Annotated in this window: 17 protein-coding genes; 10 read left to right on the forward strand and 7 right to left on the reverse strand. The window is 71.1% G+C overall.

Going from position 1 to position 25,938, the window contains the following annotated elements; translation table 11 throughout:
* Positions 1-1,492: AAA family ATPase (locus ACFFNX_RS10900; RefSeq protein ID WP_378198877.1), on the forward strand; the 1,492-nt coding region annotated here is incomplete at its 5' end.
* Here the strand turns inward: ACFFNX_RS10900 and ACFFNX_RS10905 are convergent.
* Positions 1,482-2,693 carry an FxsB family cyclophane-forming radical SAM/SPASM peptide maturase gene (locus ACFFNX_RS10905; RefSeq protein ID WP_378198880.1) on the reverse strand — a complete coding sequence of 404 codons (1,212 nt, stop codon included), beginning with the start codon at positions 2,691-2,693 and terminating at the stop codon, positions 1,482-1,484. The two genes, ACFFNX_RS10900 and ACFFNX_RS10905, sit on opposite strands and share 11 nt — an antisense overlap.
* A gap of 344 nt (positions 2,694-3,037) precedes the next feature.
* Here ACFFNX_RS10905 and fxsT point away from each other — a divergent pair, with 344 nt between their 5' ends.
* A complete protein-coding gene (fxsT, locus tag ACFFNX_RS10910; RefSeq protein ID WP_378198883.1) occupies positions 3,038-6,718 on the forward strand; it encodes an FxSxx-COOH system tetratricopeptide repeat protein in 3,681 nt (1,226 codons plus the stop codon).
* A 30-nt stretch (positions 6,719-6,748) separates the two neighbouring features.
* The gene (locus tag ACFFNX_RS10915; RefSeq protein WP_378198885.1) at positions 6,749-7,792 is read left to right on the forward strand and encodes a hypothetical protein; all 1,044 of its coding nucleotides are present in this window, start codon (positions 6,749-6,751) and stop codon (positions 7,790-7,792) included.
* A gap of 1,141 nt (positions 7,793-8,933) precedes the next feature.
* Here the strand turns inward: ACFFNX_RS10915 and ACFFNX_RS10920 are convergent.
* The 3 genes from ACFFNX_RS10920 to ACFFNX_RS10930 are packed head-to-tail and all read right to left on the reverse strand — an operon-like array spanning position 8,934 to position 12,935.
* A complete protein-coding gene (locus ACFFNX_RS10920; RefSeq protein WP_378198888.1) occupies positions 8,934-11,177 on the reverse strand; it encodes a hypothetical protein in 2,244 nt (747 codons plus the stop codon).
* A 22-nt stretch (positions 11,178-11,199) separates the two neighbouring features.
* On the reverse strand, positions 11,200-12,114 hold the full coding sequence (locus tag ACFFNX_RS10925; RefSeq protein ID WP_378198890.1) for a hypothetical protein: 915 nt from the start codon (positions 12,112-12,114) through the stop codon (positions 11,200-11,202).
* Entirely contained in the window at positions 12,111-12,935 is an 825-nt protein-coding gene (locus ACFFNX_RS10930; RefSeq protein ID WP_378198893.1) for a hypothetical protein, read from the reverse strand. Before ACFFNX_RS10930 ends, ACFFNX_RS10925 begins: the two co-directional genes overlap by 4 nt.
* A 325-nt stretch (positions 12,936-13,260) precedes the next feature.
* Here ACFFNX_RS10930 and ACFFNX_RS10935 point away from each other — a divergent pair, with 325 nt between their 5' ends.
* From ACFFNX_RS10935 to ACFFNX_RS10955, 5 genes are all read left to right on the forward strand, one after another.
* A complete protein-coding gene (locus ACFFNX_RS10935; protein WP_378198896.1) occupies positions 13,261-14,352 on the forward strand; it encodes a winged helix DNA-binding domain-containing protein in 1,092 nt (363 codons plus the stop codon).
* Positions 14,353-14,444: 92 nt separating this feature from the next.
* A complete protein-coding gene (locus ACFFNX_RS10940) occupies positions 14,445-15,683 on the forward strand; it encodes an MFS transporter (RefSeq protein ID WP_378198899.1) in 1,239 nt (412 codons plus the stop codon).
* 43 nt (positions 15,684-15,726) lie between these two features.
* Complete coding sequence (gene uidA, locus ACFFNX_RS10945; protein ID WP_378198904.1) at positions 15,727-17,514, forward strand: beta-glucuronidase; 1,788 nt, start codon at positions 15,727-15,729, stop codon at positions 17,512-17,514.
* 169 nt (positions 17,515-17,683) lie between these two features.
* A complete protein-coding gene (locus ACFFNX_RS10950) occupies positions 17,684-19,177 on the forward strand; it encodes a purple acid phosphatase family protein (protein WP_378198907.1) in 1,494 nt (497 codons plus the stop codon).
* A gap of 84 nt (positions 19,178-19,261) precedes the next feature.
* Entirely contained in the window at positions 19,262-19,636 is a 375-nt protein-coding gene (locus ACFFNX_RS10955) for a MerR family transcriptional regulator (protein ID WP_378198910.1), read from the forward strand.
* 40 nt (positions 19,637-19,676) lie between these two features.
* Here the strand turns inward: ACFFNX_RS10955 and ACFFNX_RS10960 are convergent, their stop codons facing one another.
* Positions 19,677-21,296 carry a CehA/McbA family metallohydrolase gene (locus ACFFNX_RS10960; protein WP_378198913.1) on the reverse strand — a complete coding sequence of 540 codons (1,620 nt, stop codon included), beginning with the start codon at positions 21,294-21,296 and terminating at the stop codon, positions 19,677-19,679.
* A gap of 192 nt (positions 21,297-21,488) precedes the next feature.
* On the opposite strand from ACFFNX_RS10960, the gene ACFFNX_RS10965 reads away from it, so the two are divergent.
* Positions 21,489-21,983 (forward strand): LURP-one-related/scramblase family protein, encoded by a 495-nt coding sequence (locus ACFFNX_RS10965; RefSeq protein WP_378198924.1) that lies wholly within the window; start codon positions 21,489-21,491, stop codon positions 21,981-21,983.
* A gap of 30 nt (positions 21,984-22,013) precedes the next feature.
* On the opposite strand, the gene ACFFNX_RS10970 is transcribed toward ACFFNX_RS10965, so the two are convergent.
* On the reverse strand, positions 22,014-24,839 hold the full coding sequence (locus ACFFNX_RS10970) for an ABC transporter substrate-binding protein (protein ID WP_378198916.1): 2,826 nt from the start codon (positions 24,837-24,839) through the stop codon (positions 22,014-22,016).
* Positions 24,840-24,992: 153 nt separating this feature from the next.
* On the opposite strand from ACFFNX_RS10970, the gene ACFFNX_RS10975 reads away from it, so the two are divergent.
* On the forward strand, positions 24,993-25,208 hold the full coding sequence (locus tag ACFFNX_RS10975; RefSeq protein WP_378198919.1) for a hypothetical protein: 216 nt from the start codon (positions 24,993-24,995) through the stop codon (positions 25,206-25,208).
* Positions 25,209-25,221: 13 nt separating this feature from the next.
* Here ACFFNX_RS10975 and ACFFNX_RS10980 read toward each other — a convergent pair.
* A partial coding sequence (locus ACFFNX_RS10980; protein ID WP_378198921.1) for a TetR/AcrR family transcriptional regulator occupies positions 25,222-25,938 on the reverse strand: 717 nt, incomplete at its 5' end.

Consider the following 25,938-nt stretch of genomic DNA (forward strand, 5'->3'; position numbering starts at 1 on the left):
GGCGGTGGCGATCGAGCTGTGCGGGCCGCTGCCGCGCTATGAGTCCTCCGCGCCGCTGACCGGGGCCGTCGAGGGCCTGCTCGGCACGCATCCGCGCGTCATCGCCCGGCGGCTGGAGCTCCGCCTCGACGAGGTGCTGGCGCGCACCCGCCGGTTCCGCACCGAGCGCGTGCCCGCGTACCGCGCGTACCAGAGGCGGCGCGGCGAGCTGGTCACGGCCGAGCGCTCGCGGCTGCGGCTGGAGGAGTACCGGCCGAAGGTCATGAGCGGGTTCGTGCGGAACGCCCTGCTGGACGAGGTCTACCTGCCGCTGATCGGCGACAACCTGGCCAAGCAGCTCGGCGCGGCGGGCGACGACAAGCGCACCGACCAGATGGGCCTGCTGATGCTCATCTCACCGCCCGGGTACGGCAAGACGACGCTGATGGAGTACGTCGCGGGGCGGCTCGGCCTGATGTTCGTCAAGGTCAACGGGCCGGCGCTCGGCCAGTCGGTCACCTCGCTGGATCCGGCCGAGGCGCCGAACGCCACCGCGCGCCAGGAGGTCGAGAAGATCTCCTTCGCGCTGGAGATGGGCAACAACGTCCTGCTCTACCTCGACGACATCCAGCACACCTCACCGGAGCTGTTGCAGCGGTTCATCTCCCTGTGCGACGCCCAGCGCCGCATCGAGGGCGTCTGGCAGGACCGCACCCGCACCTACGACCTGCGCGGCAAGCGGTTCGCGGTGTGCATGGCGGGCAACCCGTTCACCGAGTCGGGCCGGCGGTTCCGCGTCCCGGACATGCTGGCCAACCGCGCCGACGTGTGGAACCTCGGCGACGTGCTGTCCGGGCGCGAGGAGCTGTTCGCGCTCAGCTACGTGGAGAACGCCCTGACCTCCAACCCCGTGCTCGCTCCGCTGTCCACCCGCGACCGCGCCGACGTCGAGCTGTTCGTACGCCTCGCGCGCGGCGACTCCACGGCAATGCCCGACCGGCTGATCCACCCGTACTCCGCGACCGAGGTCGAGCAGATCACGGCCGTCCTGCGCAAGCTGCTGCGGGTGCAGCGGGTGGTGCTCGCGTGCAACCGGGCCTACATCGCCTCGGCGGCGCAGAACGACGCGTCGCGGACCGAGCCGCCGTTCCAGCTCCAGGGCTCCTACCGGAACATGAACAAGCTGGCCGAGCGCATCGTGCCGGCGATGAACGACGCCGAGCTGGAGGCGGTCATCGACGACCACTACCTCGGCGAGGCGCAGACGCTGGCCTCCGGAGCCGAGGCGAACCTGTTGAAGCTGGCCGAGCTGCGCGGCACGCTGACCGCCGAGCGACGCGACCGCTGGGAGGAGGTGAAGGCGGCGTTCCTGCGCTCCCGGGCGCTGGGCGGCGACGAGGACGATCCGATGAGCCGTGCGGTCGGCGCCCTCGGCCTGCTCGCCGACCGTATCGCCGGAGTGGAGACCGCCATCACCCGCACGGGCAACGCGGACCGCTCGTCTACGGAATGACGGTCAGCGCGGGGTCGTGGAGCGCCGATGGAGCGGACGCGGCGGCGGCGCGCACCGCGAGTTCGTCGACCAGTGCCGTACGGATGTGGTCGAACAGCGCGAAAAGATCAGCACAGTAAACCGAGCGATGGTCGAACCCTTTTTGGTCCTGATAGCGATGGGAATAATGTCCGCCCGCACATATCGTCGCCCAGCGGCACGCGCGGCACTCCCCGGGTATTCCGGTCGTGCCTAATTGGCGGGCGATGGTGGCAGGATGTCGTAACGCGGCGTCGAAATCGTCGTTGACGACGTCCAGGCCGAGGTGTGCGGCGCCCTCGAAAGTCGCGGCGAGGATATCCGATTGCTCGATCTGCCCGTCGGTCTCCACGACGATCATCGCGGCGGGGCTCGTGCCGATTCCCTCCACGGCGGAGGAGCCGCCGAGAAGCACATTGATGATCTCCTCGAACAGCCGGATGCGCGTCTCGCGCTCCGGAGCGTGGAACCAGCGGTCGAAGATGGGGATCAGCCAGGACGCGTACGCGCCCGCCGGCCCCGCCGGAGGGTTGCTCCAGTTGGCGTGCGGCAGCAGGAGATCGATCGCGGGCGGCGAGAACGCCAGGAGCGCCTCATAGGTCGCGACCGGGTCGTTGCCGAGGTCGATGACGCACAGCAGCCCGGAGAACAGGTGGCGGAACTCCGGTCTCGTCAGTTCGGCCAGCCCGCGCGTGACCTGGGCGTGGCTGCCCCCGGTCGCCCTTCGCCGATGCCGATCCTGGGCGGTCGCGGCGCCGTCCAGGCTGACCCCGACGCGGATCCCGAGCTCGTCGAACAGGGGCAGGAAGCCGCGGTCGAGAAGGGTCCCGTTGCTCTGGAGGGAGAAGCCGACCGCCGCGGTGTCGCCCACCGCGCCGCGCACGGCCTCCACGACGTGCCTCAGCCGGTCGGGCCCGGCCAGGAGCGGCTCTCCGCCGTGCAGGACGACCGCGATGTCGGCCAGCCCGTGCGAACGCACGTGCTCGGCGATTCGGGCCGCGGATAATTCGGCGATTCGGGCGGACATGACGGGGGGTCGATGCCGCCAGCGCTGATCGGCCATGGTGTACAGGTAGCAGTAGGTACAGGCGAGATTGCATCTACTGTGCATCTTGAGAATGAACTGACGGAAGGGGGTGGGTTCACCGTTCGGCCGATTGCGGCCAATAGGTCCGCTGATCATGAACCAGAGCCTACGCCCGGTCAGTTGGATCGATAGTGTCGAGTGACGCTTTACAAACTACTTTAGTGGGGGAGCATGTAAAAAACGGTGTCTATTATAGAAGTCGGTTCTGGCTCGGGCGGTGGAGTCATGCGGGGAAACGGGAAACCGGCTCTGGTGGATCTCTCAGAGGTCGATCTGGAGGCTCCGGACCTACAACAGGACGGGTCGGTCATGGGCTGGGCGCTGACCCGGATACGTCGTGAGTCCGACGAGGGCGCGCGCGGATACGCCAGTTTCATCAATGACGCCGTCCTCGAGAGGCCGCGCCGGACGGAGCGCGGCACCACGACAGGGCATACGGCGTGACCGGCGGGCACACCACCCGGTGTGCGACGTTCACCTCGGCGGCGCGAGGGCTCGGCCGCACCGCGGCCGTCGCGAACACCGCCATGATCCTGGCGGGGATGCGCGAGCGCGTCCTCGTCGTCGACTGGAGCGGTGAGCGTCCCACCGACCGCGGTTACTTCAAACGCTTCAGCGTCGGTGAGCCGCCCGAGGTCGCCGCGCTGGGCCGGCTCCTCGACCGGCTGACCGCGCAGGAGCCCGGGACCTGGCGGTCCGAGCGGTTCCAGCCTCCCGGAGACGCCGGCCCGATCGACCTGGTCACGCCCCTCGACGCCCGAAGGGGCGAGTCGCTGCCGGGGCTGCCCTGGGCGGAACCGGTCGACGTCATCGTCCAGCGGCTGCGCGACGCGATGGAAGACCTTCCCTACGGCTACATCCTCGTCGACGCGCCCACCGATCCGAACACCGACATCGTGGACGTCATCGCCCGGGGCAGCGACGTCGCCGTCGTGGTCTTCGGGCCGGGCCGCCCGGCGGCCCTTCAGGCGGCGAACCTCGCCGAGTCCATCCAGACGCAGGCGGCGGCCGGGATCGACCTGCTGCCGCTGCAGTCCGGCCCTCGTACGGCGGGGCCGGAGCCCGCTCAGGCCGACGCGGGCCTCCTCGCCCAGCTGTTCGGCTCGCCGCCCGGCACCGGCAAGGAGGTCATCGCCGTCCCGTTCCTGTCCCGGCAGGCCGGCCGGTCCATTCTCGCCACGCTGGCCGAGGAGCCGGGCAGCGAGGTGGTCCGCGCGTACGCCCGGCTCGTCGAGCGGCTCACCGGCGGCGCCGTCACCGGTCACGCCGAACTGCAGGCCGCCCTGCGCGCGAACTACCGCATCGCCGTGGGCCTGGACGAGCCGCGCGAGACCGAGCGGTTCACGGTCGTCCACGACCGGGCCGACCGGCGCTGGGCCGACTGGGTCCAGGCGCAACTGCGGCGCCTCGGCGCCGACGTCACGCTGGCCGCGGAGGGCGAGCAGGCCACGGGCCGGGTCATCGTGATCGCCTCGCACCGCCTGCTGCCGGCGCTCGCCGACGGACGGCCCGGCACGGACCCGGACCTCGTGCTCTGCGTGTCCGACGACGTCGCCGAGCGGCTGCCGGACACGACGCTCGCCCTGAACCTCGTCGGCCGGGACCAACGCGAGGCGATCAGGCTCTTACAGGGCCGCCTCGGTCTCGTGTCCGGCGTCGCCCCGCCGCCCGCAGGCTTCGTCCCCGCGTACCCGCTCGACCCGCCTCCGGACGGCGTCGTCACCAACCACGTCCTGTCCGACGACGGCCCGTTCGTCGGGCGCGAGGGCGACCTGGCCGTGATGCGCGACCGGCTGACGCGCGACGTCGACGGCTGTGAGCCGTACGTCCTGGGCGGCCCGCCGGGCATCGGCAAGACCGCCATGGTCGAGCACTACATCCGGGCCTTCGGCGAGGACTACAAGATCATCTGGTGGATCTCGGCGCGCACGCCGGAGCTCGCGCGGCTCGACCTGAACGCCCTGGCCGGGCGACTGCAGGTCCCGCCGGAGGGCGACCCCGCGGTGGCCGTCGTCACCGCGCTGCGCTCCTCCGGGCAGGACAACTGGCTGCTGGTCTACGACGACGCCGACGACCTCGCCGCGCTGGATGACCTCATCCCGTCCGGCGGCCCCGGCCACGTGCTCGTCACGAGCCGTACGGCCGAGGGCGCCGATGACCGGCTCGCGCCGGTCGACACCGGCCCGGCGAAGCGCTTCCTGCGCGAGCGGATCGACGGGCTGTCGGACGAGCACGCCGAGACCGTCGTCGGCATCGCCCAGGGGCTGCCGCTCGCGCTGAGGCTGGCCGGAGCGTGGATCCGCGAGGCCGTCGACTACCTGCTGGCCATCAGGGCGCTCGACACCGACGGCGCGACGGCGTGGGCGGTGACGGAGTTCAAGGCGCGTGTCGCCCAGCGGGTGCGGACCTCGGGGACGGAGGCGACCGCGGCCTGTCTGGACGTCACGTTCGAGTCGATGGAGGACGGCCCGCTCGGGTACCTCACGGGCCGGCTGCTCGAACTCTGCGCCTGGCTCGCCCCCGAGGGCGCCAGCCACCGGCTGCTGGCGTCGGCGCCGTTCCTCGGGCGGCTCTCCGCCGCGGCCGGCCCGAACGGCGGAGAGCTCATCGCCGTCGACAACATGGTGCTGGACCAGCTTCTGCGGCTCTGCGTGCGCTTCGGCCTGGCCGACGTCCAGTGGAGCCGCGACCCGCGGATCCGGGTGCACCGGAGGGTGCAGGAGCTCATCCGGGACCGCCTCTCGCCCGAGGACGCGGCCGAACGGCGGAAGCAGACGGTCGGCGCACTCGCGGACATCGTGCCGCCCGAGGCCGACGGCCCGGTGAGCCTCCACCGCGAGGTGTTCTCCGAGCTCCACCGGCATCTCGGCCCGTCCGGGGCCGCCGAGAGCCTCGACCCCCACGCGCGCCGCTGGCTCGTCGAGCAGGTGCGGTTCCAGTACACCACCGGCGACCGGGGGAGCTGGACGCTCATGCTCCCGACGGTCGAGGGGCTGCTGGCGGCCTGGCCGGACGACCTGCTCAAGGGGCGTCTGCTCGTGCAGGTCGCCAACCTCCGCCGCGACCTGGGCCGGTTCGAGGACGCCCTGCGGGCGAGCGAGCAGGCGCTGACGATCCTGCGCGAAGCGGAGGCCGCGGGCCGTTACTGGGCACTGACCGCGGGCCGCGGGCGCACCGGAGACCGGCGCGGCCTGGGGCAGTTCGCCCAGGCGCTGGGCGAGATCGAGGGGATCTACGAGGAGACCCGGCTGCTCCTCGGCGACGGCCACCGCGACACGGTCATCGCCCGTAGCAACCTCGCCGATGCCGCCTTCCTCACGGGCCAGCACCAGCTCGCCGAGGACACGGCCGTACGCGCGTGGGAGCAGCAGGTGGCCGAGTTCGGCGAGACGGACCCGATCGCCCTGCGCTTCGCCCGCCGGGTCGGCGACTACAGGTTCGCGAACGGGCGGAGGGACGAGGCGCGGCGTCTGCTCGCCGTGAGTCTCGGCCAGGCCCGCGACCGCAAGACGCCCGACCGGCTCAGCGAGATCGACCTGCTCAGGAGCCTCGCGATCGTCGACCGCCAGCGGGGGATCGACGCCGCGGACGAGAAGATCCGAAAGGCCGTGCGCGGATACCGCCGGGTCCTGGGCTCCGACCATCCCAGCACCCTGGCCGCCGAGCTGAGCCAGGCGATCGAGCTCGACGAGGGCGGCGATCACCTGGGGGCCGCACACCTGGGCCGGCGGCTCCTCGACGGCCTCGGCGCCACGTACGGTCCCGGCCATCCGTTCGTCCAGCTGTGCCGCCTCGACGTCGGCCTGTTCGAGAGCACCATGGAGGCGCCCGAGAACACCCTCACGGCGGTGCGGGAGGCGAGGAGCCGGCTCGTCGGCGCACTCGGCGAGCAGCATCCGTGGGCGATGATGGCCGCGCTGCACGAGGCACGCGCGCTGACCGGCCTCGGCCGGTCCGACGAGGCGCTGCGGCTGCACGAGACGACGCTCGCGGACATGCTCGATTACCTCGGGGACGAACACCCCTATACCGCGATCGCCGCCGAGGCGCTCGAGACAGGTCGAGATCTGACCGAAGCGGGCATTACGTCCGCCATTTACCTAGATATTCCAATCATCTGACGGGGAAATGCGATTGTGAAGGAGGCGGCGATGGGGGAGCATCGCACAAATCGCGCGAGCGTCCATGAATGGGCGGGAAGCCGCAGCGCCGAGCAGGATACGGTCAGTGCCTTTCACGACTACGTATGCCGGTGGGGAGGGCCACACTACCTGGCCAAGTACGACCACGGCGTCTATGAGTTCGCCGTGGACGTGCTCGATGACCAGGAGCTCTTCTCGAGCGGGTCCGACGCGTCACCGGACCGGCGGCACTTCTACCAGGCGGCCGCGCAGCAGCTCGCCTTCATGATGACGGCCCTGGACCAGCGGCTGAGCGAGCTCGAGACGGGCCGGTTGATCCGCCTGGTGCTGCACGCGGAGCGCGGGGCCATGTTCTGCGTGTCCGCGACACCGAAGAACTACGTGCTGGCGATCGTCTTCGGGGCCGCGGCGGCCGTGAAGGGCCGGGCGGCCCGAGTGTTGCCGCAGGTCGGCATCGTTCGGGACGCCGACATGTTCGTCAGCGGCATCGCCGACGGCATCCGCGACAGGCTCGGGGTGCCGTCCCTGAACCCCGGCGGCTGGAGGACCGCCCTGCCGACCGTGGATCCGCCGTCGCCGGAGGGGCCGCCGCGCGACGATGCCGTTCGTTCCGCGCTCCAGCGGCGGAGTTCGCCCCTGTCCACGCTGGGCGGCCGGCTGCCCGACCTGCTGAGCCCGGACGAACTGGTCTACCTCGCGCACTGCCGGACGGGAGACATCGTCGCCGAGGCGGACATCCTCGACCATGAGCAGATCGTCGAGCTGCGTCCGCATCTGCCGCCCCGGGCGATGCGGACGCTCTACCGGCACGTGGCCGAGGAGTTCGCCACCTTCACCCGGCAGCTGAGCCAGCTCGCCCGTCAGGCGATCCGCGGCCGAATGCTGCGCATTGTGCTGGATGTCGAACAAGGCGCGCTTTATTACTATCGCCTCGGTCCGCGCGACTACCTCGTCGGCGTGACCGTCAATCAAAAGCGCGTGAGCCAGTCCGACCGGAGGATGGGAGAGCTGGTCGCGGACCTTGTCGGCGCTGGGGCGGGTTTCGGACAGTAACAATTGCCGTCCGTCTGACAATATTCTACACTCATATCGACAGTGTCGTCATTGCCTTGTCCCCTGCTCGCGGGAAGTGTCCGGCTCCATGGCGAAGCGATTTGTGTTGATGCTGGCAATAGTCGGATTAGGCGTTCTTGCGGGCGGATACTTCGGGCATGTTGGGGCGTTACTCAATAGCGGTGTTTATCCCCCCGTGGTGACGGCGCTCCTCGCGCTGGGCCTCTACGGCAGTACGCATGCCATCGACCTCGAGCACCTGCGTACGGACCTGCGCACCGTCGTCCTCGCCGTCACGGTGGGCGTCGTGCTGAAGGCCGCGCTGATCAGCGCCGCCATGCTCGCGTTCTTCCCGAGGCCCGGCTCGCTGGTGCTGGGGATCGCCGTGGCGCAGATCGATCCTCTGTCGGTGGTGGCCCTCGGCCGCTCTTCCCGGCTGTCCTCGCGCGGACGCGGGCTGCTTCTCGCGTGGGCGTCCTTCGACGACCCCGTGACGACGCTCCTCACGATCTATGTCGCGGCCCTGGCGCTGTCGGCGCGGCACGACGGGTCGGCCGCGGCGCTGGACCTCGGCGGGCCCGGGTCCTTCGCCCTCGACCTCCTGGGCAACGTCCTGCTGGCCGGTGTGGTGTTCCTGATCTATCTGTGGGTGCGGCGGCTCCGCCCGTGGCCGCGGCTGGTGGTCACCTGCCTCCTGCTCACCGGCACGGTCGTCGTCGCGGTCTGGCAGGTGTGGATGCTGGCCGTGGCCCTCGTCGGCCTGGCCGTACGGCCGGTCGTCCCCGCGCGACCGCTCGCCGTCGGCCGGCTGCTGGACAGAGCCGTCGACCTCGCCTTCGTCCTCGCCACCGGACTGCTCGGCCTGATCCTCTCGCTGGGGATCTCGCCCGGAGCCGGGCTCGTCCTGGGCCTCGCGGCGTTCGGCGCCCAGGCGGTGGTCAGCCTTCCGCTGACCCGCTCGCAGAGCACCGGCGACACGGTGTACCTCGCGCTGGCGCAGCAGAACGGCATCACGGCGATCGTGCTGGCGCTGCTCCTCGAGCCCACGTTCGGCGGAACGGTGGCCGTGGTGGCCCCCGCCATCCTGGTCATCAACCTGCTCTACCTCGTCACCAACGGGGCGTACGCGCGGCGCGCCCCGTCAGTGGCCGTGGAGCCCGCCCGGGCCCGCGCCGGAGAAGGCCTGCCGCACACGGTGCCCGAGCTCGCTGAGCAGCGCGTACATGTCGATCTGTCGGCGCGAACGGGCGCGTTGTTCGATGACGGCGGTCCGCGATGAGGGCCGCGGGAGCAGGTCGTTGAGCGTGTTCAGCTGGTAGATGGGCAGATCCTCCAGCACCGTGTCGAAGGCGCGGCAGAACACGGTCAGCCGTTCGAGCCGGTCCGCGCTGGGCGGCCCGTCCAGCTGCCCGTACCACTCCTCGACCGCGGTGCGGAAGGCCGTGACCACCGCCTCGGTCAGCTTGGCGACGCCGACCGTGCGCACGGCCTCGCTGTTGTGCAGCCGCAGCAGGACGCCGCTGATGCTCCCCGGCGACTCGGCGCCGAACATCTCGCTCAGGGCGGTGTCCAGGCCGGTCAGCGCCTCCAGTTCGGTGACCGCCTCCGTGAAGATCGCCTCAACGTGGTCGGGCAGCGGCCGGTGGCGGCGGCGCGGATCGAGGCCCTGCAGATCACGGGCCAGGGCGGCGTACTGGCGTTCCGTCGTGTCGCGCATCGACTCGACCTGAAGCGCCAGCTCCTCCATGTAGCGCTGAGCGTTGGTCTGCGCCACCGCGAGCCGGCTGATGTTGGCCCGGATCACGGCCGTCTCGCCCTCGGCGGCCTCCAGCGGTCCGGTCAGCCGGCGCAGGAGGAACTCAAAGTCCTCGGAGAACCGCTCCCTGGCATAGATGAGAGGCGGCTCGGAGAAACGCTCCTCCAGGTCCCTGCGCACCGGTTCGGCCAGGAAGCCGTTGACGATGAGCGCGGTCCTGCTGCGGGGCGCCGTCGAGCGGACCGCCCTGGCGTTCGCGATCAACCGCTCCGCGTCGGCCTCGTCCATGACCGAGTCGGTGACGAAGATCGCGCATCCCGTGTCGTAGACGGGAACCCAGTAGGGCGCGCGTGGACCGTCCTCGCCTCCGACCGGGTGGTCGGTGTGGTACTCACGAGCCTGTTTCTGCAGTTCGGCGCCGATCTGCTTGCGGACCGTCCGCTCGTCGACGACCTCGGATCTGCCTTTCGCCGCCCGGCGGACCATGGAGCGGTCGACCCGGCGGCTCTCGAGCGCCATGCGGTAGCACGACTGGCAGATCTGGACGACCCGGCGGGCGTTGCCCCCGGTGAGCAGGCAGATGAACCGGACGATGTCCGCGCTGAAGGGGCCCAGCCCTCGCCCGTAGCTCGTGGCCGCCATGCTCTGCTCGATGTAGCCGAGCACCTGTTCCTCGGACAGGCCGTCGTCCGTGGAGATCGTCGCCGTGATGGCGTGTTCGGCGTTGTTCTGGCCGATCGCCTCCAGGAACTCCGGCAGGCCGCAGAGCGCGAGGAAGATCCCCTGACGCGTCGCGAGATCGGTCAGCGCGCGGAAGGCCGCGATCGTCTCCGCGGGGGGACGGCTCGAACTGGGAAGCACCTTCTCCAGTTCGTCGAAGACGAGGACGAAGTGGCGCGACCGGCCGCGATAGAGGAGCGCCAGCACCCCCATCGCCTCGAGCGCCCGGGGCTCGTCGTCGATCCGGCTGTTGATGCCCCGCTCGCGGAGCAGGGGGTCGGGCTCCTCGCCCCGCAGCCACTCCCAGACCTGGTCGGCCAGGTCGTTGCGGAGCAGGAGCATGAGGGCGGTGCCGTACTCCTCATTACGGGTGACCTTCGCCAGGTCCGCGTTGAGCCGTTGGAGGAACGTGCTCTCGGCGAGGTTGAACTGCGTGACGAAATGCTGCGGATCGAGCTCCAGCTCTCGCAGGCGACGAGTGACCTCGGGGGGAAATCCGGTATTCTCCAGCGAGTCGGCCACGATATGGGCGTAATATTCGCGGATATGGCGGATCACGTCGTCACGGTTGAAAGTTGCAAGAAAGTTGCCGCGATAAAGAGTATGAAACCCGCCCTCCTGTGCACCGACATAGGCGTAGCGCGCGTCATCGCTGCGCAGAGAGCGTGCCTTGCGAAGTAACCGGGTCGCCAGGTGGGTCTTTCCGGTGCCGTAGTCACCCGATACCGCCAGGACGACGCCCTCGGGGCCGTCTTCGGCCAGGTGGGCGTCGAGCAGGCGCATCGACTCGTCGATCGCGGGAGTCGGCACGCTGACGACCTCGACGTCGAGCTCCCACGGGTCGGCTGAGGGGCGGGGGAAGGGGTTGTCGTCAATTAGCTGTTCTTCGCGCGGATTAGGGGCATTCATCACAACTATCCCGCCTGCCCCTCTAGATCTCTCTCTTGATGAAGCTTGTCAAGTCATCCAGCCTCACTGTATCTCCGGTCGGCCACGGATTACTCTTATAATGTTCGTAGATCTTCCACAGCAGCGTTTGCACAAATCCGATGGACAACTCTTGACCTCCAGTGAGTTCGTCAATGGCGTCGGGGTCCAGATCGGGAAAGGTTTCCTTCAGGCCCGGAACATTGATTCGGGCGTCGCGGAAGACGGTGCCGTCGCCCGTTCGCAGCGGTCCGGTCTTCAGATAGACGGGCTGCGCGACTTCGTTGATCTTCCATTCGTTCTCGCAACGTCGCTGGAGGCTTTCGTCGGATGACTCGGAGAACAGCAGCATCCTCCGCTGGGTCGCCGCCCAGTACTGGGCGACCTCGGAGGATCGCTCGGCGGGCGGGGCGACGACGATGAGGGCGGTCTCGGGCTTCATGGCGTTGCTCAGCGTCCACGTGAGCTCCTCCAGATCGATCTTCCGGTCGATCTGCGGAAGGTCGCCCTTGACGAACATCTGGTTCCGGGAGATCTCCTGGTACATCCTGGTGCCCACCTTGCGGACGCGCCGGTCGATGGTCTGCCCGTCGCGTTCGAGGCCGCTGAAATTGAGCAGGAGGGTCTTGGCGCCCTTGGCCTCCAATCTCTTCTGGGCCCAGGTGGCGCACCGGTTGACCAGCGAGGTCTTTCCGCAGCCGGTGGGGCCGCCCACCGCGACGAAGAGGCCGGCGTTCTGTAACGTGCCGACACCGGTCAGCGCGGTCTGGAAGAGCTCGTAGCTCTCGCCGGCATGGTCGATGTCGACATGGCACGCGCAGTGCTCGTCATGGGCGCACTTCAGCGGGGGGTTGGGGATGGTGTGCCCCTCGTTCCTGCGGAAGGGATTGACGCGCTGGTCCGGGGCGGCGGGGCTCATGGCGCGTCCGGCGGCGTCGCGACCTGCCCGGCCTTCACCGGTCCGTGCCGCCGCCAGGGGCGGTCGAGCCGGGAGACGACCTCCATGACGTCGGCGTGCCGTGCCTCCAGGCGATCCAGGAACCGTTGCGTGGCGTCTCTCAGCGCCGCGGGCCCGGTCGGCCAGTCGGCCTCGCGGATGTCCCGGTCGAGTGTCCTGATCGCCGTGATGAGCCGTTCGAGCCTCCAGCGGGGATGGCGGCTCTTGCAGCGCTGGAGCTCGGCCAGCAGGCCGCTGAGCGGCGCGTCCATGGCCGCTTCGCGGGACCGTCCCTGGCCTTGACGCCATCCGATCAGACAGTCGCGGGCGGCCCGCTCGTAGGCCGTCACCGCGGCGTGGAGCTCTCCCGCCTCCCGCTCGGCGCCCGCCTTCCGCGTGGTCAGCATGCCGGAGCCCAGCGCGAGCAGCGCGCCGACGCCGACGGGAATCAGCCCGATCACCGTCTTGACCAGATCGCCGGACCAGCCGCTCGAGGCCTCGGGCAATTTTCGGACCGCGACGAGCGCGGCGCAGGCGCGGCCGAAATCGGCGGGGAAGGCCTGCGTCCAGTCCTTGACCGTGAAATCGCGCCCGTTGACCTTAAGCGGCTTGGCGTGCGTTCCCGGGAGAGCCAGGCCCAGCGCCACCGCGGTGTCCACAAGCGGACGTGTATTTGCCGGTTCGGCGCAGTAAAGCGTCTGGGCGTCTCCCGTCCCGTCGGCCTGGGCGGGGGAGGCGACCAGGCCGTAGAGGAGGGCTCCCAGCAGGGCGGCGACCATCGACCACCTGGTCTGCCGCCACATGTGAGGACTCCCCTTTGCCGACCCCAAACCACGATAACGTCGAAGAAGCAGCGAGATAAGAAGCTTAACGGAATCTCTATCGGTTCCCCAGGCGGGCTTTTCGCCGACGCTGCTTTTGTAAAAGGCGGGGGTCCTATGCGGATTAGGTCCCTTGTGTGCATTGAAATATTATTTTCGGTATGTCCCAAACGCGAGTGCGAACGGCCCTCGCCCGTGCTCCGGTGCCCGCCCGGCGCGGGCGCCCCTCGGATTGAGGACGGAATCCGGCCGTAATGGCTCCTACCGTGCTCGCCATGACGATCGATCCGTTCCGCCGGACATCGCGATGACGGCGCGTGTGCTCAGTGATCGGGAGCTCGGCCGGGCCACGCTGGCCCGGCAGCTCCTGCTCCGCCGTTCGGACCTGACCGCGGTCGACGCCGTACGGCACCTCGTCGGCCTCCAGGCGCAGGCGGCGAACGCGCCGTACCTCGGGCTGTGGTCGCGCCTGGAGCCGTTCGCGATCGACACGCTGTCCGCCCTGCTCGCCGAGCGCCGCGTCGTACGCGCCGGGTCGCTGCGCGGCACCCAGCACCTGACCACCGCCGACGACTACCTGTGGCTGCGGCCCCTCACCCACGCGGCGAGCCTGCGGCAGCGGCGGTCCGGGTTCGGCCGGCGCACCGCCGGCGTGGACCTGGAGGAGCTCGCCGAGGTGGCCGGCGACCTGCTCGCGGGCCGTACCCTCACCCGGCCGGAGCTGCGCGGCCTCCTGGCCGAGCGCTTCCCCGGGCGAGACGCCGAAGCCCTCGCCTGGTCGACGCAGTGCCTCCTGTGGATCGTGCACCCGCCGCCGACCGGCCTGTGGCGCACCGGCGGCGCGACCCGGTTCGCCCTCGCCGAGGAGTGGATCGGCCGGCCGGTCACCGCGAACCCCGACCCGGCGACGCTGGTCCGCCGCTACCTGGCGGCGTACGGTCCGGCCACCGTGCGGGACGTCCAGACGTTCTCCGGCCTGACCCGCCTGCGGGACGTCATGGAACGGATGCCGCTGCGGACCTTCCGCGACGAGAGAGGCGCCCTGCTGTACGACGTGCCGGACGCGCCGCTGCCCGGCCAGGACGTTCCCGCGCCGGTCCGGCTCCTGCCCGAGTTCGACAACCTGGTCCTCGCCCACGCCGACCGTCGCCGGCTGATGAGCGACGCCGACCGGGAGCGGATCTGCGTCGGGTCCCTGGTGTGCCCGACCGTCCTGGTCGACGGCCGGGTCGCCGGCACGTGGCGGCTGCGGCGCGACGGCCCGTCGGCCCGGGTCGTCATCCACCCGCATCGGCCGCTCGGCGAGACGGAGCGGGAGGCGGTCGCCGCCGAGGCGGACCGGCTGCTCGCCTTCGCGGCGCCGGAGGAGCGGGGTCACGAGGTCGTGTTCGGGTCCTGACCGGGCCGCCGGCAACCGGTCGCAGGTCACGGAATACCATGTCAGGGCATTGCCGCGACCCGGATCCGGTGAAGAGAGCGAGGCTCCGCCAGGTGAGTGACCGACCGGTCTCGCTGCTCAGGATCGCACCGGCGGTGTTCCTCCCGACGCTCATCTTCGAGATCGGCATGGGCTCGCTCGCCCCGATGATCGCGCTGAGCGGGCGCGGCCTCGGCGCCTCCGTGGGGATGGCCGGGCTGGTGCTCGCGCTGCTGGGCGTGGGCCAGATCCTCGGCGACGTGCCCGCCGGGGCTCTCGCCGCCCGCGTGGGCGACCGCCGGGCGATGCTCATCGCCGCCGGAGTCGCCATCGTCACCCTGCTCGGCTGCGCCCTGGCCGACACGCTCTGGGAACTGGCGATCGGCATCGCCGCCACCGGGGCCACCAACGCGGTCTTCATCCTCGCGCGGCAGGCGTACCTCACCGAGGTCGTGCCCAAACGGCTGCGCGCACGAGCGCTGTCCACGCTGGGCGGCATGACGCGCGTCGGCGCGTTCGCCGGGCCGTTCATCGGGGCCGCGGTGGTGCACGGCCGCCCGGTGCGCGACATCTACTGGCTGGCCCTGGCCTGCGCGATCGTGGCCGGGCTCGTCGTGCTCCTCGTGCCCGACGTGGCCGACCCGGCGACGGTGCGCGGGCCGCAGCGCGACCCGGTGTCCGTGCGCTCGGTGGTGATGCGGCACCGGCAGGTCTTCCTCACGCTCGGGCTGGCCGTGCTGCTGGTGGCCTCCGTGCGCGCCACCCGGCAGACCGTGCTGCCGCTGTGGGCCGACCACCTCGGCCTGAGCCCGTCCACCGCGAGCATCGTCTTCGGGCTGGCCGGCCTCGTGGACACCCTGACCTTCTACCCGTCGGGCAAGGTGATGGACAGCGCGGGCCGGCTGTGGATCGCCATCCCGTCGATGCTGGTCCTCGGGGCGACCCAGGCCGTGCTCCCGCTCACCCACGGGCCGGCGACGCTGGCGATGGTCGCCATGCTCATGGGGTTCGGCAACGGCATCGGCAGCGGGCTCCTGATGACCCTCGGCGCCGACGTCGCGCCGCCGGCGACCCGCTCGCAGTTCCTCGGCGTGTGGCGGCTGTGCTCGGACTCCGGCACGGCCGCCGGGCCGCTGGTCGTCTCGGCGGCGGCCGGGGTGGGCAGCCTCGCCGCCGGCATCGAGACGATGGGCGTGGTCGGCATCCTGGCCGCGATCGCGCTGCTGCGCTGGGTGCCGCGCTACTCGCCGTTCGCCACCACCGGCACGCGGACGCGCCGCGCGGCACCGAGGCTGGACGAGTTCGTGGGTTAGATTCGGGTGCCGGACCCGCCTCGACCGCCCCACGGAGGCACCTGTGCTCCGTCCCCAGGAGACGCCCAGCCGCGAACATGTCCGCCTCGACGGGCTCTGGTCCTTCGCCTTCGACCCCGGCGACCGGGGACGCGCCGAGGAGTGGTGGCGCGGCGACCTGCCCGGCGCGTCGGAGATGCCGGTGCCCGCCAGCTACAACGACGTGCCCGCGACCCGCGACGCCCACGAGCACGTCGGCGACGTCTGGTACCAGCGGCACGTGCGGGTGCCGGCCGGGTGGGAGGGGCGCCGCGTCGTGCTGCGCTTCGACGCCGCCGCCCACCGCGCCGTCGTCTGGTGGAACGACGTCGAGATCGGGCGGCACGAGGGCGGCTACACGCCGTTCGAGTGCGACGTGACCGGGCACGTGCGGATCGGCGAGACCGCGCGAGTGACCGTCGTGGTCGACAACCGGCTGGACCTGACCTCCATCCCGCCCGGCATCGTCGACGTCCTGCCGGACGGGCGCCGCCGCCAGCGGTACTTCCACGACTTCTTCAACTACGCCGGGCTCCACCGTACGGTCTGGCTGTACACCACGCCTCGCGTGTACGTCGAGGACATCACCGTCACGACGGAGGTGGACGGGGCCGACGCCCGGGTGCGCTACCGCGTCGACGTCGCCGGCGGGCAGGTCGCCGAGGTGGTGCTCACCGACGCCGACGGCACCGAACGCGCGCGGGCCGCCACCGCCGAGGGCACGCTGGAGGTCGCGGACGCGACGCTGTGGCGGCCCGGCCACGGCCACCTGCACCGGCTGGCGGTCCGGACGGCCGGCGACGATCCCGACGAGTACGTCCTGCCGGTGGGCCTGCGCGACGTACGGGTGGACGGCGACCGGTTCCTCATCAACGGCGAGCCGTTCCACTTTCGCGGCTTCGGCAAGCACGAGGACAACGCGGTGCGCGGCAAGGGCCACGACGACGTGCTCATGGTGCACGACTTCGCGCTGCTGGACTGGATCGGCGCGAACTCCTTCCGCACCTCGCACTACCCGTACGCCGAGGAGGTGCTGGAGTACGCCGACCGGCACGGCGTGGTCGTCATCGACGAGACGCCGGCCGTCGGGCTCAACTTCGAGATCGCCCACACGCTGGTGCCGGGCGACCCGGAGCACATCTTCGCCGCCGTCGACGACGCCACACGGGCGGCCCACCTGTGTGCGATCCGGGAGCTGATCGCCCGCGACAAGAACCACCCCAGCGTGGTCATGTGGAGCATCGCCAACGAACCCGACTCCGCCCGGCCCGAGGCGCGCCCGTACTTCGAACCGCTCGTACGTGCCGCGCGCGCCGCCGACCCGAGCCGGCCGGTCTGCTTCGCCCAGGTCCAGCTTCCGCCGGACCGCGACGTCATCAGCGACCTGTTCGACGTCATCTGCCTCAACCGCTACAACGGCTGGTACATCGACACGGGCGACCTGGCCACCGCCGAGCGCGAGCTGGAAACCGAGCTGCGGGAGTGGGTGCGGCGGCACGGCAGGCCGATCATCGTGACGGAGTACGGCGCGGACGCCATGGCCGGCGTGCGCTCGGTCGCGGCCGGCACCTGGACCGAGGACTACCAGGTCGCCCTGCTGGAGACGTTCCACCGCGTGTTCGACCGGATCGACTCGGTCGTCGGCGAGCACGTGTGGAACTTCGCCGACTTCGCCACCGGCTACGGCGTCAACCGCGTGGACGGCAACAAGAAGGGCGTCTTCACCCGCGACCGCCGCCCGAAGGCCGCGGCCTTCGCCCTCCGCCGCCGCTGGAAGGGTACGGAGGGTTCCGCGGCCGATCCGGTGGCGTGATCGTCCGGTCCGCGGTCGCGTGAGCGTGCCGCCCGTCTCGGCGTCGTGGCCGGGTGCGGACACCCGTGCGCGGGCTGGGCTGCCGCGACGTCCACCCTTTACCGGACGGATACCCGCGCGCCAGGCCGGGCCGGAGACTTCGGCACCGTGACGGCGTACCGTCCGGCTCATGCCTGGCTGTGACTTCACGCGCCGCGACCTGCTCCGCTGGACCGGGGTCGCCGCCGCCGCGGCGGCGCTGGCGTCGGCCTCTCCCGCCCGCGCCGCGACCCGGGAGACCGGTTCGACCGCGGTGCTCGCGATCGTCCTGGAACTGGTCACGCTCACCGAGGACCGGGCGGTGATCACCTGGTACACCGGGCAGGAAGGCACCGACGACGGCCTGGGCCGCATGGCCCCCGCGTCCGCCGACGGACAGGTGCGGTACGGCACCCATCCCTCCCGGCTGAACCACGTCGCGGGCGGCGTCTCCTCCCGCACGCCGTACCACCACGTCGAGCTGACCGGCCTGGAGCCGGGCCGGACGTACTACTACGAGGCGCGCTCGAACGGCAGGCTCGCCGCGCCCACGCCGTTCACCCTCATCGCGGGGAACGCCGTCGGCACGTCCGACTACGGCGCCGGCACGAACGGCCCGTTCTCCTTCACCACGCCGCAGCCGCCGCCCGGGCGGTTCCTGTTCTCGATCGTGCTGTGCAACGACCTGCACCTGGGGGAGACCGTGGCCGGCCTGGTCGGCGGCCAGCCGCAGTACCCCGGCATCTCCCAGGTTCCGGGGCTGCCGCCGTACCCGGAGGTCATGCTCGAGTCCCTGATCGAGGACGTCGCGCGGCACGACCCGGCGTACCTGCTGGCGGCCGGCGACATCTCCGCCGAGGCGGTGCCGGCCGACCTCGGCCGGGCCGGACACTTCCTGCGCCGGTTCGGCCGGTACCGCGAGGACTGGTTCGTCACGCGCGGCAACCACGACCGGGCGCACACCGGCGATCCGTACGCCGCCTGCCGCGCCGGGCGGTGGCAGGGCAACGACTGCTTCCACGACGCCTACTTCCCGGGCGACGAGCCGACGTACTTCTCCACCGACCTGTCGGGGCTGCACGTGATCGGGCTGGACACGTACGACAAGCCGGGCGGCGGGGGCGACGCCGGGGCGCTGTCGCCCGAGCAGCTGTCGTGGTTCCGCGCCGATCTCGCGGGGCACCGCGACCAGCCGACGCTGGTGTTCGGGCACCACCCGCTCGTCGTGGAGGAGTCGGCGTTCCCGACCAGCCCGAGCAATGCGCTCGACGCGGCTCAGGCGGCCTCCATCCTGGACACCTACGCCCGTACTCCCGGTGTCTTCCTGCACCACGCGGGCCACACGCACCGCAACCACCGGACGGTGAGCCCGGCCGCCCCGGCCGTGACGATGCAGGAGGTCGCCGCGGTCAAGGAGTACCCGGGCGGGTTCTCGGTGCTGCGCCTGCACACCGAGGGGTTCGCGCTGAACTTCTACAAGGCGCGCGGCGAGCAGGCCAGGGCGTGGAGCGAGCGCAGCCGCCAGGAGATCCTGGGGTACTGGCCGCAGTTCGCGTTCGGCAACACGGTCGCCGACCGCAACACCGTCGTGCGACACGACCTGTCCGGCCTGCACCGGCCGCGGCGCCCACGACCAGCCACGTGATGCCGCCCGGCGGGCGGTCTGAGCGTCCCAGGCGAGTACGGTGGAACCTGCCACAGATGTGAAGTTCGTGCCCGCGAGGTGAAGATGCGGATCGGGGAACTCGCCCGGCGCACCGGCGTGAGCGAGCGCTCGCTGCGCTACTACGAGGAGCAGGGGCTGCTCGTGTCCGACCGGACCCCCGGCGGCCATCGCGACTACCCGGACCGGGCGGTCGACCGGGTCATCCTCATCCAGGAGCTGTTCGCCGCGGGCCTGCACAGCGCCAAGATCGCCGAGCTGCTGCCCTGCATGCGCGACGCCGACGGCGGGCCGTCCACGATCGCGACGCCCCGGCTGGTCGCCGACCTGACCGCCGAGCGCGACCGCATCGACCGGATGATCGGCGACCTCGTCCGCTCCCGTGAGGTGCTGGACGAGGTCATCGAGACGGCATCCGGCCGGGCCGGCCACCCCGCGTGACGACCGGCCCGGGAGGGTGGTCCCGGGCCGTTCGTCGGGGTCAGGCGCGCTTGAGGAAGATCGGGTTGGTCAGCGCGGCCATCGGGCCCCAGACCAGGGCGGGGCCCATCGTGTTGCCCTGGCCGGGGCCGCCGTCGGCCATCGGGTGGCGGACCTCGGCCCGTACGTACGCCGCGAGTGACGTCGTGGTCCGCCACACCACGGTGCCCGTTCCGGAGGCGGGCAGGGACTCCTGGTGCATCTGGCCCTCGTCCGTGATGAACCGGACGGTGCCGTTCGGCACGCCGGACACCTCCAGCCGTACGTCGAGCGGAGCGTCGGCGCGGGCGGTCAGGGTCTCCGCGATGCCCGCCCGGCGTCCGGCGGCGGTGGCGGAGAACGTCAGCTGGACCGACGCCGACTCGGCGATCCAGTTACGGCCGGCGCGGATGCCGTTCATGATGGCGCCCGTGGTCAGGTCGTCGGCGTACACGACGTTGTGCGGCAGGCCGATGACCTGCGGCTCGCTGTGGGCGTCGCTGTTGCCCATCGCCGGCAGCCAGCGGCCGCCCGTGCGCACCGCCTCGGCGAGCCCGGCGTCCCAGGTGTCGACCGCGGACTCGTCGTCGTAGGTCCACGGGCCGTTCCACACCTCGACCGCGTCCGCGCCGTCGTAGCCGAACTTCCACTGGGAGGCGATGTAGGGACAGTACGGGTGGGCGGGCACCACGAGCCCGCCGGAGCGGTGTACCTGGCGGGTGAAGCGGCCGAAGGCGTCGTCGCGTGAGCGGTACCGCCAGTCGATCCACTCGCCGGCGGGCAGGCCGAGTGCCAGCCAGTGGCCGTTCCGGGTGGTGACCTCCTCGCCGGTGATGATGAGCAGGTCCTGGTCGGCGTACTCGCCCCAGACCGCGTGCGAGGAGGAGGTGTTGTGGTCGGTGGAGACCATGAAGTCCAGGCCGGCCTGCCGCGCGCCGGCGGCCACCTCCGAGGGGAGCCGCTTGCCGTCGGAGTACACGGTGTGCAGGTGGCCGTCGCCCCGGTACCAGGCGTGGCCGCGGCCCTTGGCCTTCGTCGGCGGGTAGTTCGGCTTGAAGGGTGCGCCCGGCGCGCCGTACGTGAGGGTGATCTTGACCTGGTAGTTCAGGCCCTGGGGCGCGACCTGGTACGGGCCAAGGACGATGTGCCAGGTACCGGACTCGACCGGGCCGGGCAGATAGCCGGGCGTGGCCTCCGTCGCGCTGATCTCGAACGCGGTGCGGAAGCCGCCGGACCAGCCGCGGAAGCCCTTGCCGCCGAGCTTGGTGCCGCGCTGGTCGAAGACGCCGATGTCGCACGAGTTGGCGGGCGTGCCCGCCGGCACGGACGGCTTGTCGTAGGAGTACTCGACGGCGATCTTCTGCACGCCCTTCGGCACCTCGACCGGGAGGTAGACGAAGTCGGCGGCGCCCGTCTCGAGGTGCCCGGTGACGGTCCGCGTGACGTCGCCGTCGGCGGGCGTGCCCTTGGGCGTTCCGGCGGCGGCGCGTGCCGGGGTGAAGGAGACCGGGGCGAGGGTGAGCGCGGTTCCGGCCGCGGCCGCCATCAGCAGCCGCCGCCGGTCGAGCACGCCGGCGCCGTCGTGGCCATCGGCCGCGGGCCGGGCGGCCGCGCCGTGCTCACAAGATCCGTCATGGCACATGATGATCCTCATTAAGTCGGTCAAAACCGCACGTAATGCGGCATAAGCCCCTGAATGCTCGGCCAGTGCGCCGAACGTCAGATGATCGTTCGATGTCGCGGGCGGATCGCCGACGTGACGAATGCGCCTGCTCGGCGCGTCGGGGGTGCCGTCACCGGTTTGCCCGGCTTCATCCCGGGGATGGCAGGCGGCGTGAAGTTCATGATGCGTGAGCGCGTGTTCGGTATCGGCGACGACTTCTGGGTCGAGGACGAGACGGGACAGCGCGTCTTCCTGATCGACGGCAAGGCGTTGCGGCTCCGCCAGACGTTCGAGCTCAAGGGGCCGGAGGGCGAGGTCCTCGCCGTCATCCGCAAGAAGATGGTCAGCATTCGCGACACCATGGTCGTCGAACGCGACGGCGAGACGGTGGCCAAGGTCCGCAAGAAGCTGTTCAGCCCGCTCCGGCACTCGATGGTGGTCGAGCTCGCGGACGGGCAGGAGTGGACGGCGACCGGCGACCTCATCGAGAAGAACTACGAGATCGAGAGCGACGAGGGCACCCTCGCCACGACCTCGCGCAAGTGGTTCCGGATCCGGGACACCTACGGCATCGAGATCGATCACCCGGACGTGCCGCTGGTCCTCGCCGTGGCCGTCGCCGTGGACGAGCTCGCCGCGGCGGACCGCGAAAAGGACGACGACTGATCCGGAGCGGCGAGCGCGGCCCGAGACGCGTCAGCCGACGCCGGCGGTGGCCAGGTCGTACCCGACGTACACCGGGCTGACCGCGGCGTTGGTCAGCCGCGTGCCGCGGTACAGCACCACCTTGTCGTACACGAGCGGCACGATGGCGCCCGTGGCCATCACCGCCTGGTCGATCCGCGCGGTCATGCCCTCACGCGTCTTCTGGTCCGTGGCCTGGTCCGCCTGGTCGAGCAGCCCGTTGACCGTGGGGTCGTCGAGCTCGGAAAGGTTGTTGTTGCCGGTCGGCGTGATCTGCCGGCCGTCGACGAGCAGCGGGAAGAAACCGGTCGCGGTCGGGAAGTCCGGGCCCCAGACCGACAGGACCATGCCGATGTCGTGGTCGTGCACGTACGACGGCTTGCCCGCGTAGTCGGTGTAGAACCGCGCGGCGTCGTACTGCTGGATCCGGACCTCGATGCCGGCCCGCTTGAGCGCCATCTGCACAGCCTGGGCGACCGCCAGGTCCTTCGGCCGGGCCTGCCGGACCGCGATCGTGGTGCTGAACCCCGACGGCTTGCCGCACGCCGCCAGCTCCTGCCGCGCCCTGTCGGCGCTCGCCGGGTACTGGTCGAATCGCTGGCGGCCCACGAGCGTCGGCGGCGCCATGTTCGTCGCGACCTCGGCGCCCTGCGCACCGCCGGCCGCCGTCTGCGCCGCCGTACGGTCCACCGCGTACTGCACGGCGCGCCGGCAGTGCACGTTGTCGAACGGCGCGACCTTGGTCGACAGTGCGATGTAACGCAGGTATCCGCTGGTCAGCGAGTCGGTGTTCTTCTTGAGGCTCGGGTCGGCGAGCGCCTTGGCCCGCGCCTGGTCCGACAGCCCGACGCCGCTCGGATTCAGTTCGGCCTGCCCGCCCAGGAGCTGCTGGTCGACGGCGTCCGCGGTCTGGCCGAACTGGACCTCGATCCGGTCCGGCAGTTGCGTGCCGATGCCGTCGGGGCTCCACGCCGGGTTGCGGACCAGCGACAGCGACTTGCCCGCCGAGTACGACGCGAACTTGTACGGCCCGGTGGACACCGGCTGGTTCTTGTACCGCGCGCCGGTGTCCTTGGCGGCCGGCACCGGCGCGGTCTGCGGCAGCGCGGCCAGGTGGTCGAAGTCGGCGAACGGCTTCTTCAGATGGAAGACCACCGTCTGGTCGTCGGGCGTGGTGACGCCCTTGAACTCGTCCAGGTCGTGGTCCTTGTACGGCCCTTCGTACGATCCGGCGTCGAGCAGTTCGCGGAAGTACGCCGGGCCGCCGAAGTGCACGTCCGTCGCGAACGTCCGCGCGACCGCGTACCGCACGTCCTTGGCCGTGACCGGCGTGCCGTCCTCGAACTTCACGCCGGAACGCAGCTTGTACGTCCAGGTCTTCAGGTCATCGCTCGCCTGGCCGGGGCCGCTCGCCAGGTCGGGGACCGGGCGCAGCGCCGCCGCGCCGGCTCCGGCCCGATAGGTGAGGAGCGACCGCGCGTACAGCCGGCTGACGTTCCACGACCCGGCGAGGTACATGTCGGCGGGGTCGAGCGAGTCGAAGTCCTCGGGCTGCGTCAGCCTCAGCGTCCCGCCCTTGGCGGTCGAGGGGTTGACGACCTTGGTGAGCGCCGCGTCGGCGGTCGGCGCGGCGGCGGACTTGTTCGTCGGGTCCGTCGTGGGGTGGTCACCGCCGTGGTGGACGAGCCGTACGACGGCGACCGAGGCGGCGGCCACCAGCACGACGGCGGCGGACGCGGCGACCGCCGGCAGCCAGCGGTTGTTCTTCCGCACGCGAGGGGGCGGCGTCGTGTCACGCGGCGGGGTGCCCCACGGCGCCTGTGACGGTGGCTGTGACGGCGGCGGCGCGTCGGGGGGAAGGCTCTGCCAGCCGCTCTCCCACTGGCCCGGCCCGGCGCCCCACGGCGACGCCGGGGCGGGCAGGATGGCCGGCTGCGACGCGGGTGCCGATGCCGGGCTGAAGACGCTCGGCGCCGCGGTGGTCTCGCCGAGGCCGGTCAGGAGCTGGGGCACGGTGGGCCGGTGCGCCGGGTCCTTGTACATGCAGTACCAGACCAGCTCGCGCAGCGGACTCGGGATGGTGCCGATGTCCGGGTCGGCGGTGAGGATCCGGTTCATCATCGCCGGGATCGAGTCCTGGCCGAACGGCGACCTGCCGGTCGCCGCGTAGACCATGGTCGCGCCCCAGGCGAACACGTCCACCGCCGGCGTGAGCCGGTGCCCGCTCAGCTGCTCGGGCGCCATGTACGCGGGCGTGCCCACGACGCCGCTCGTCATCGACATCGTCGAGTCGAGAGCCCGCGCGATCCCGAAGTCGATCACGCGTGGCCGGTCGGCGCCGAGCAGCACGTTGCTCGGCTTGAAGTCCCGGTGCACGACGTTGGCCTGGTGGATGGCGGCGAGCGCGCGCAGCGTGCCGATCGCGAGACCGTGCAGCTCGGTCCCGGACAGCGGGCCCTGCGCCCGTACGGTGTCGGACAGGGGACGGCCGTCGACGTACTCGCTGACGATGTACGGCGCGCGGCCCTCGACGTCGGCCTCGATGATCCGGGCGGTGAACGAAGGGTCGATCCGCTGCACGGCGGCGAGCTCGCGGGCGAAGTAGCGCCGCGCCCGCTCGTCGTTGCTCAGGTGGGTCCGCAGCAGTTTGATGGCGAACCGTTCCCGGGGCGCGGCACCGTCCTTCTCGCCTTCGGGCTCGGCGTCGGAGGACTCGTTGTCGTCGAGCCGCTCGCCGAGATAGACGACGCCCTGACCGCCCTCACCGAGCAGGCCGATCAGCCGGTAGTCGCCGAGCTGCTCCGGATCATCCGGCCGTAGTGGTCGGGAATCCGGCATGGTCGCCTCCGGTGAACGGTCGGTGCGCTTGGGGAACGCCCATTGTCCACCGTATGGCGGTATGACTGCTACGTGCCTGGCGGTGCCGGGCGGCGGCAACCGGTGCCCGATCGCTGGTGACCGGTATTCGCGCAGGTCACATACGCTGTCCCGGTGAGTGTCATGGTCGATCGGTACGGGCGGCGCGTCGAGGTGATCCGCCTGGACCGTGGTCATGGCCCGCAGCAGTGGATCCGCGTCTCATGGCGTCGGGTGCTGCTCGGCCCCGGGACGCCCGGTCTCGGGAAGGGGTACTACCGGTCGGCGGCGGCCGCGCTCGCCCACGTCGATGTCGGGAGCGTGGTCGAGGTCATCGAGCTCCGCCGCTGACCGCCGGGCGGTGTCAGCGCGGCGCCTCGCCGACGAACACGGCGAGGCCGTCCAGGAGGCGTTGCAGGCCGAACTCGAAGATCCCGTCGAGGTCGAAGTCGTACCCCTCCCGGGAGAGTCGTTCGAACATCGGGAACCGGCCGGCGGCGAGGATCTTCCGCAGTGCCGGCTCCTGGTCGTCCATCCACTCTTCGGCGTCCAGGCCGCTGAGAGCCTCCGCCTCCGCCTCGGACTCCATGTTGATCGCGGTGGCCCGCACCCAGTTGAACAGGGTGATGTGGGTGGTGAAGATCATCTGCACGTCGAGCAGGTCGTCCAGGGAACCGAGCACCCACTCGGTGTACGGGAGGGCGTGGGGCACCGGCTGCGGCCGGGTCACCGAGAGGGCGGGCGCGAGCCAGGGGTGACTGCGGAACATCGCCCACAACGTCCGGGCGGCGACCTCCAGCCGGTCACGCCAGCCCTCCGGCGGATCGTCGGGAAGCGGCCACTCGGCGAAGGCCGCGTCCATCATCTGCGCCAGCAGGTCCTCCTTGTCGGCGACGTATCGGTACATCGACATCGTCGCCATGCCGAGCTCGGCGGCGACCCGGCGCATCGAGACCGAGGCCAGCCCCTCCGCGTCGGCGACGGAGATCGCGGTGGCGACGATCCGCGCCGACGACACCTCCTCGTCCCGGCGCACCGGACGCGTCCCGCCCGGCCGCGAGGTGGGCCGGGGCGTGGTTGA

Source organism: Actinoallomurus acaciae (genome assembly GCF_042429965.1).
Taxonomy (GTDB): Bacteria; Actinomycetota; Actinomycetes; order Streptosporangiales; family Streptosporangiaceae; genus Actinoallomurus; species Actinoallomurus acaciae.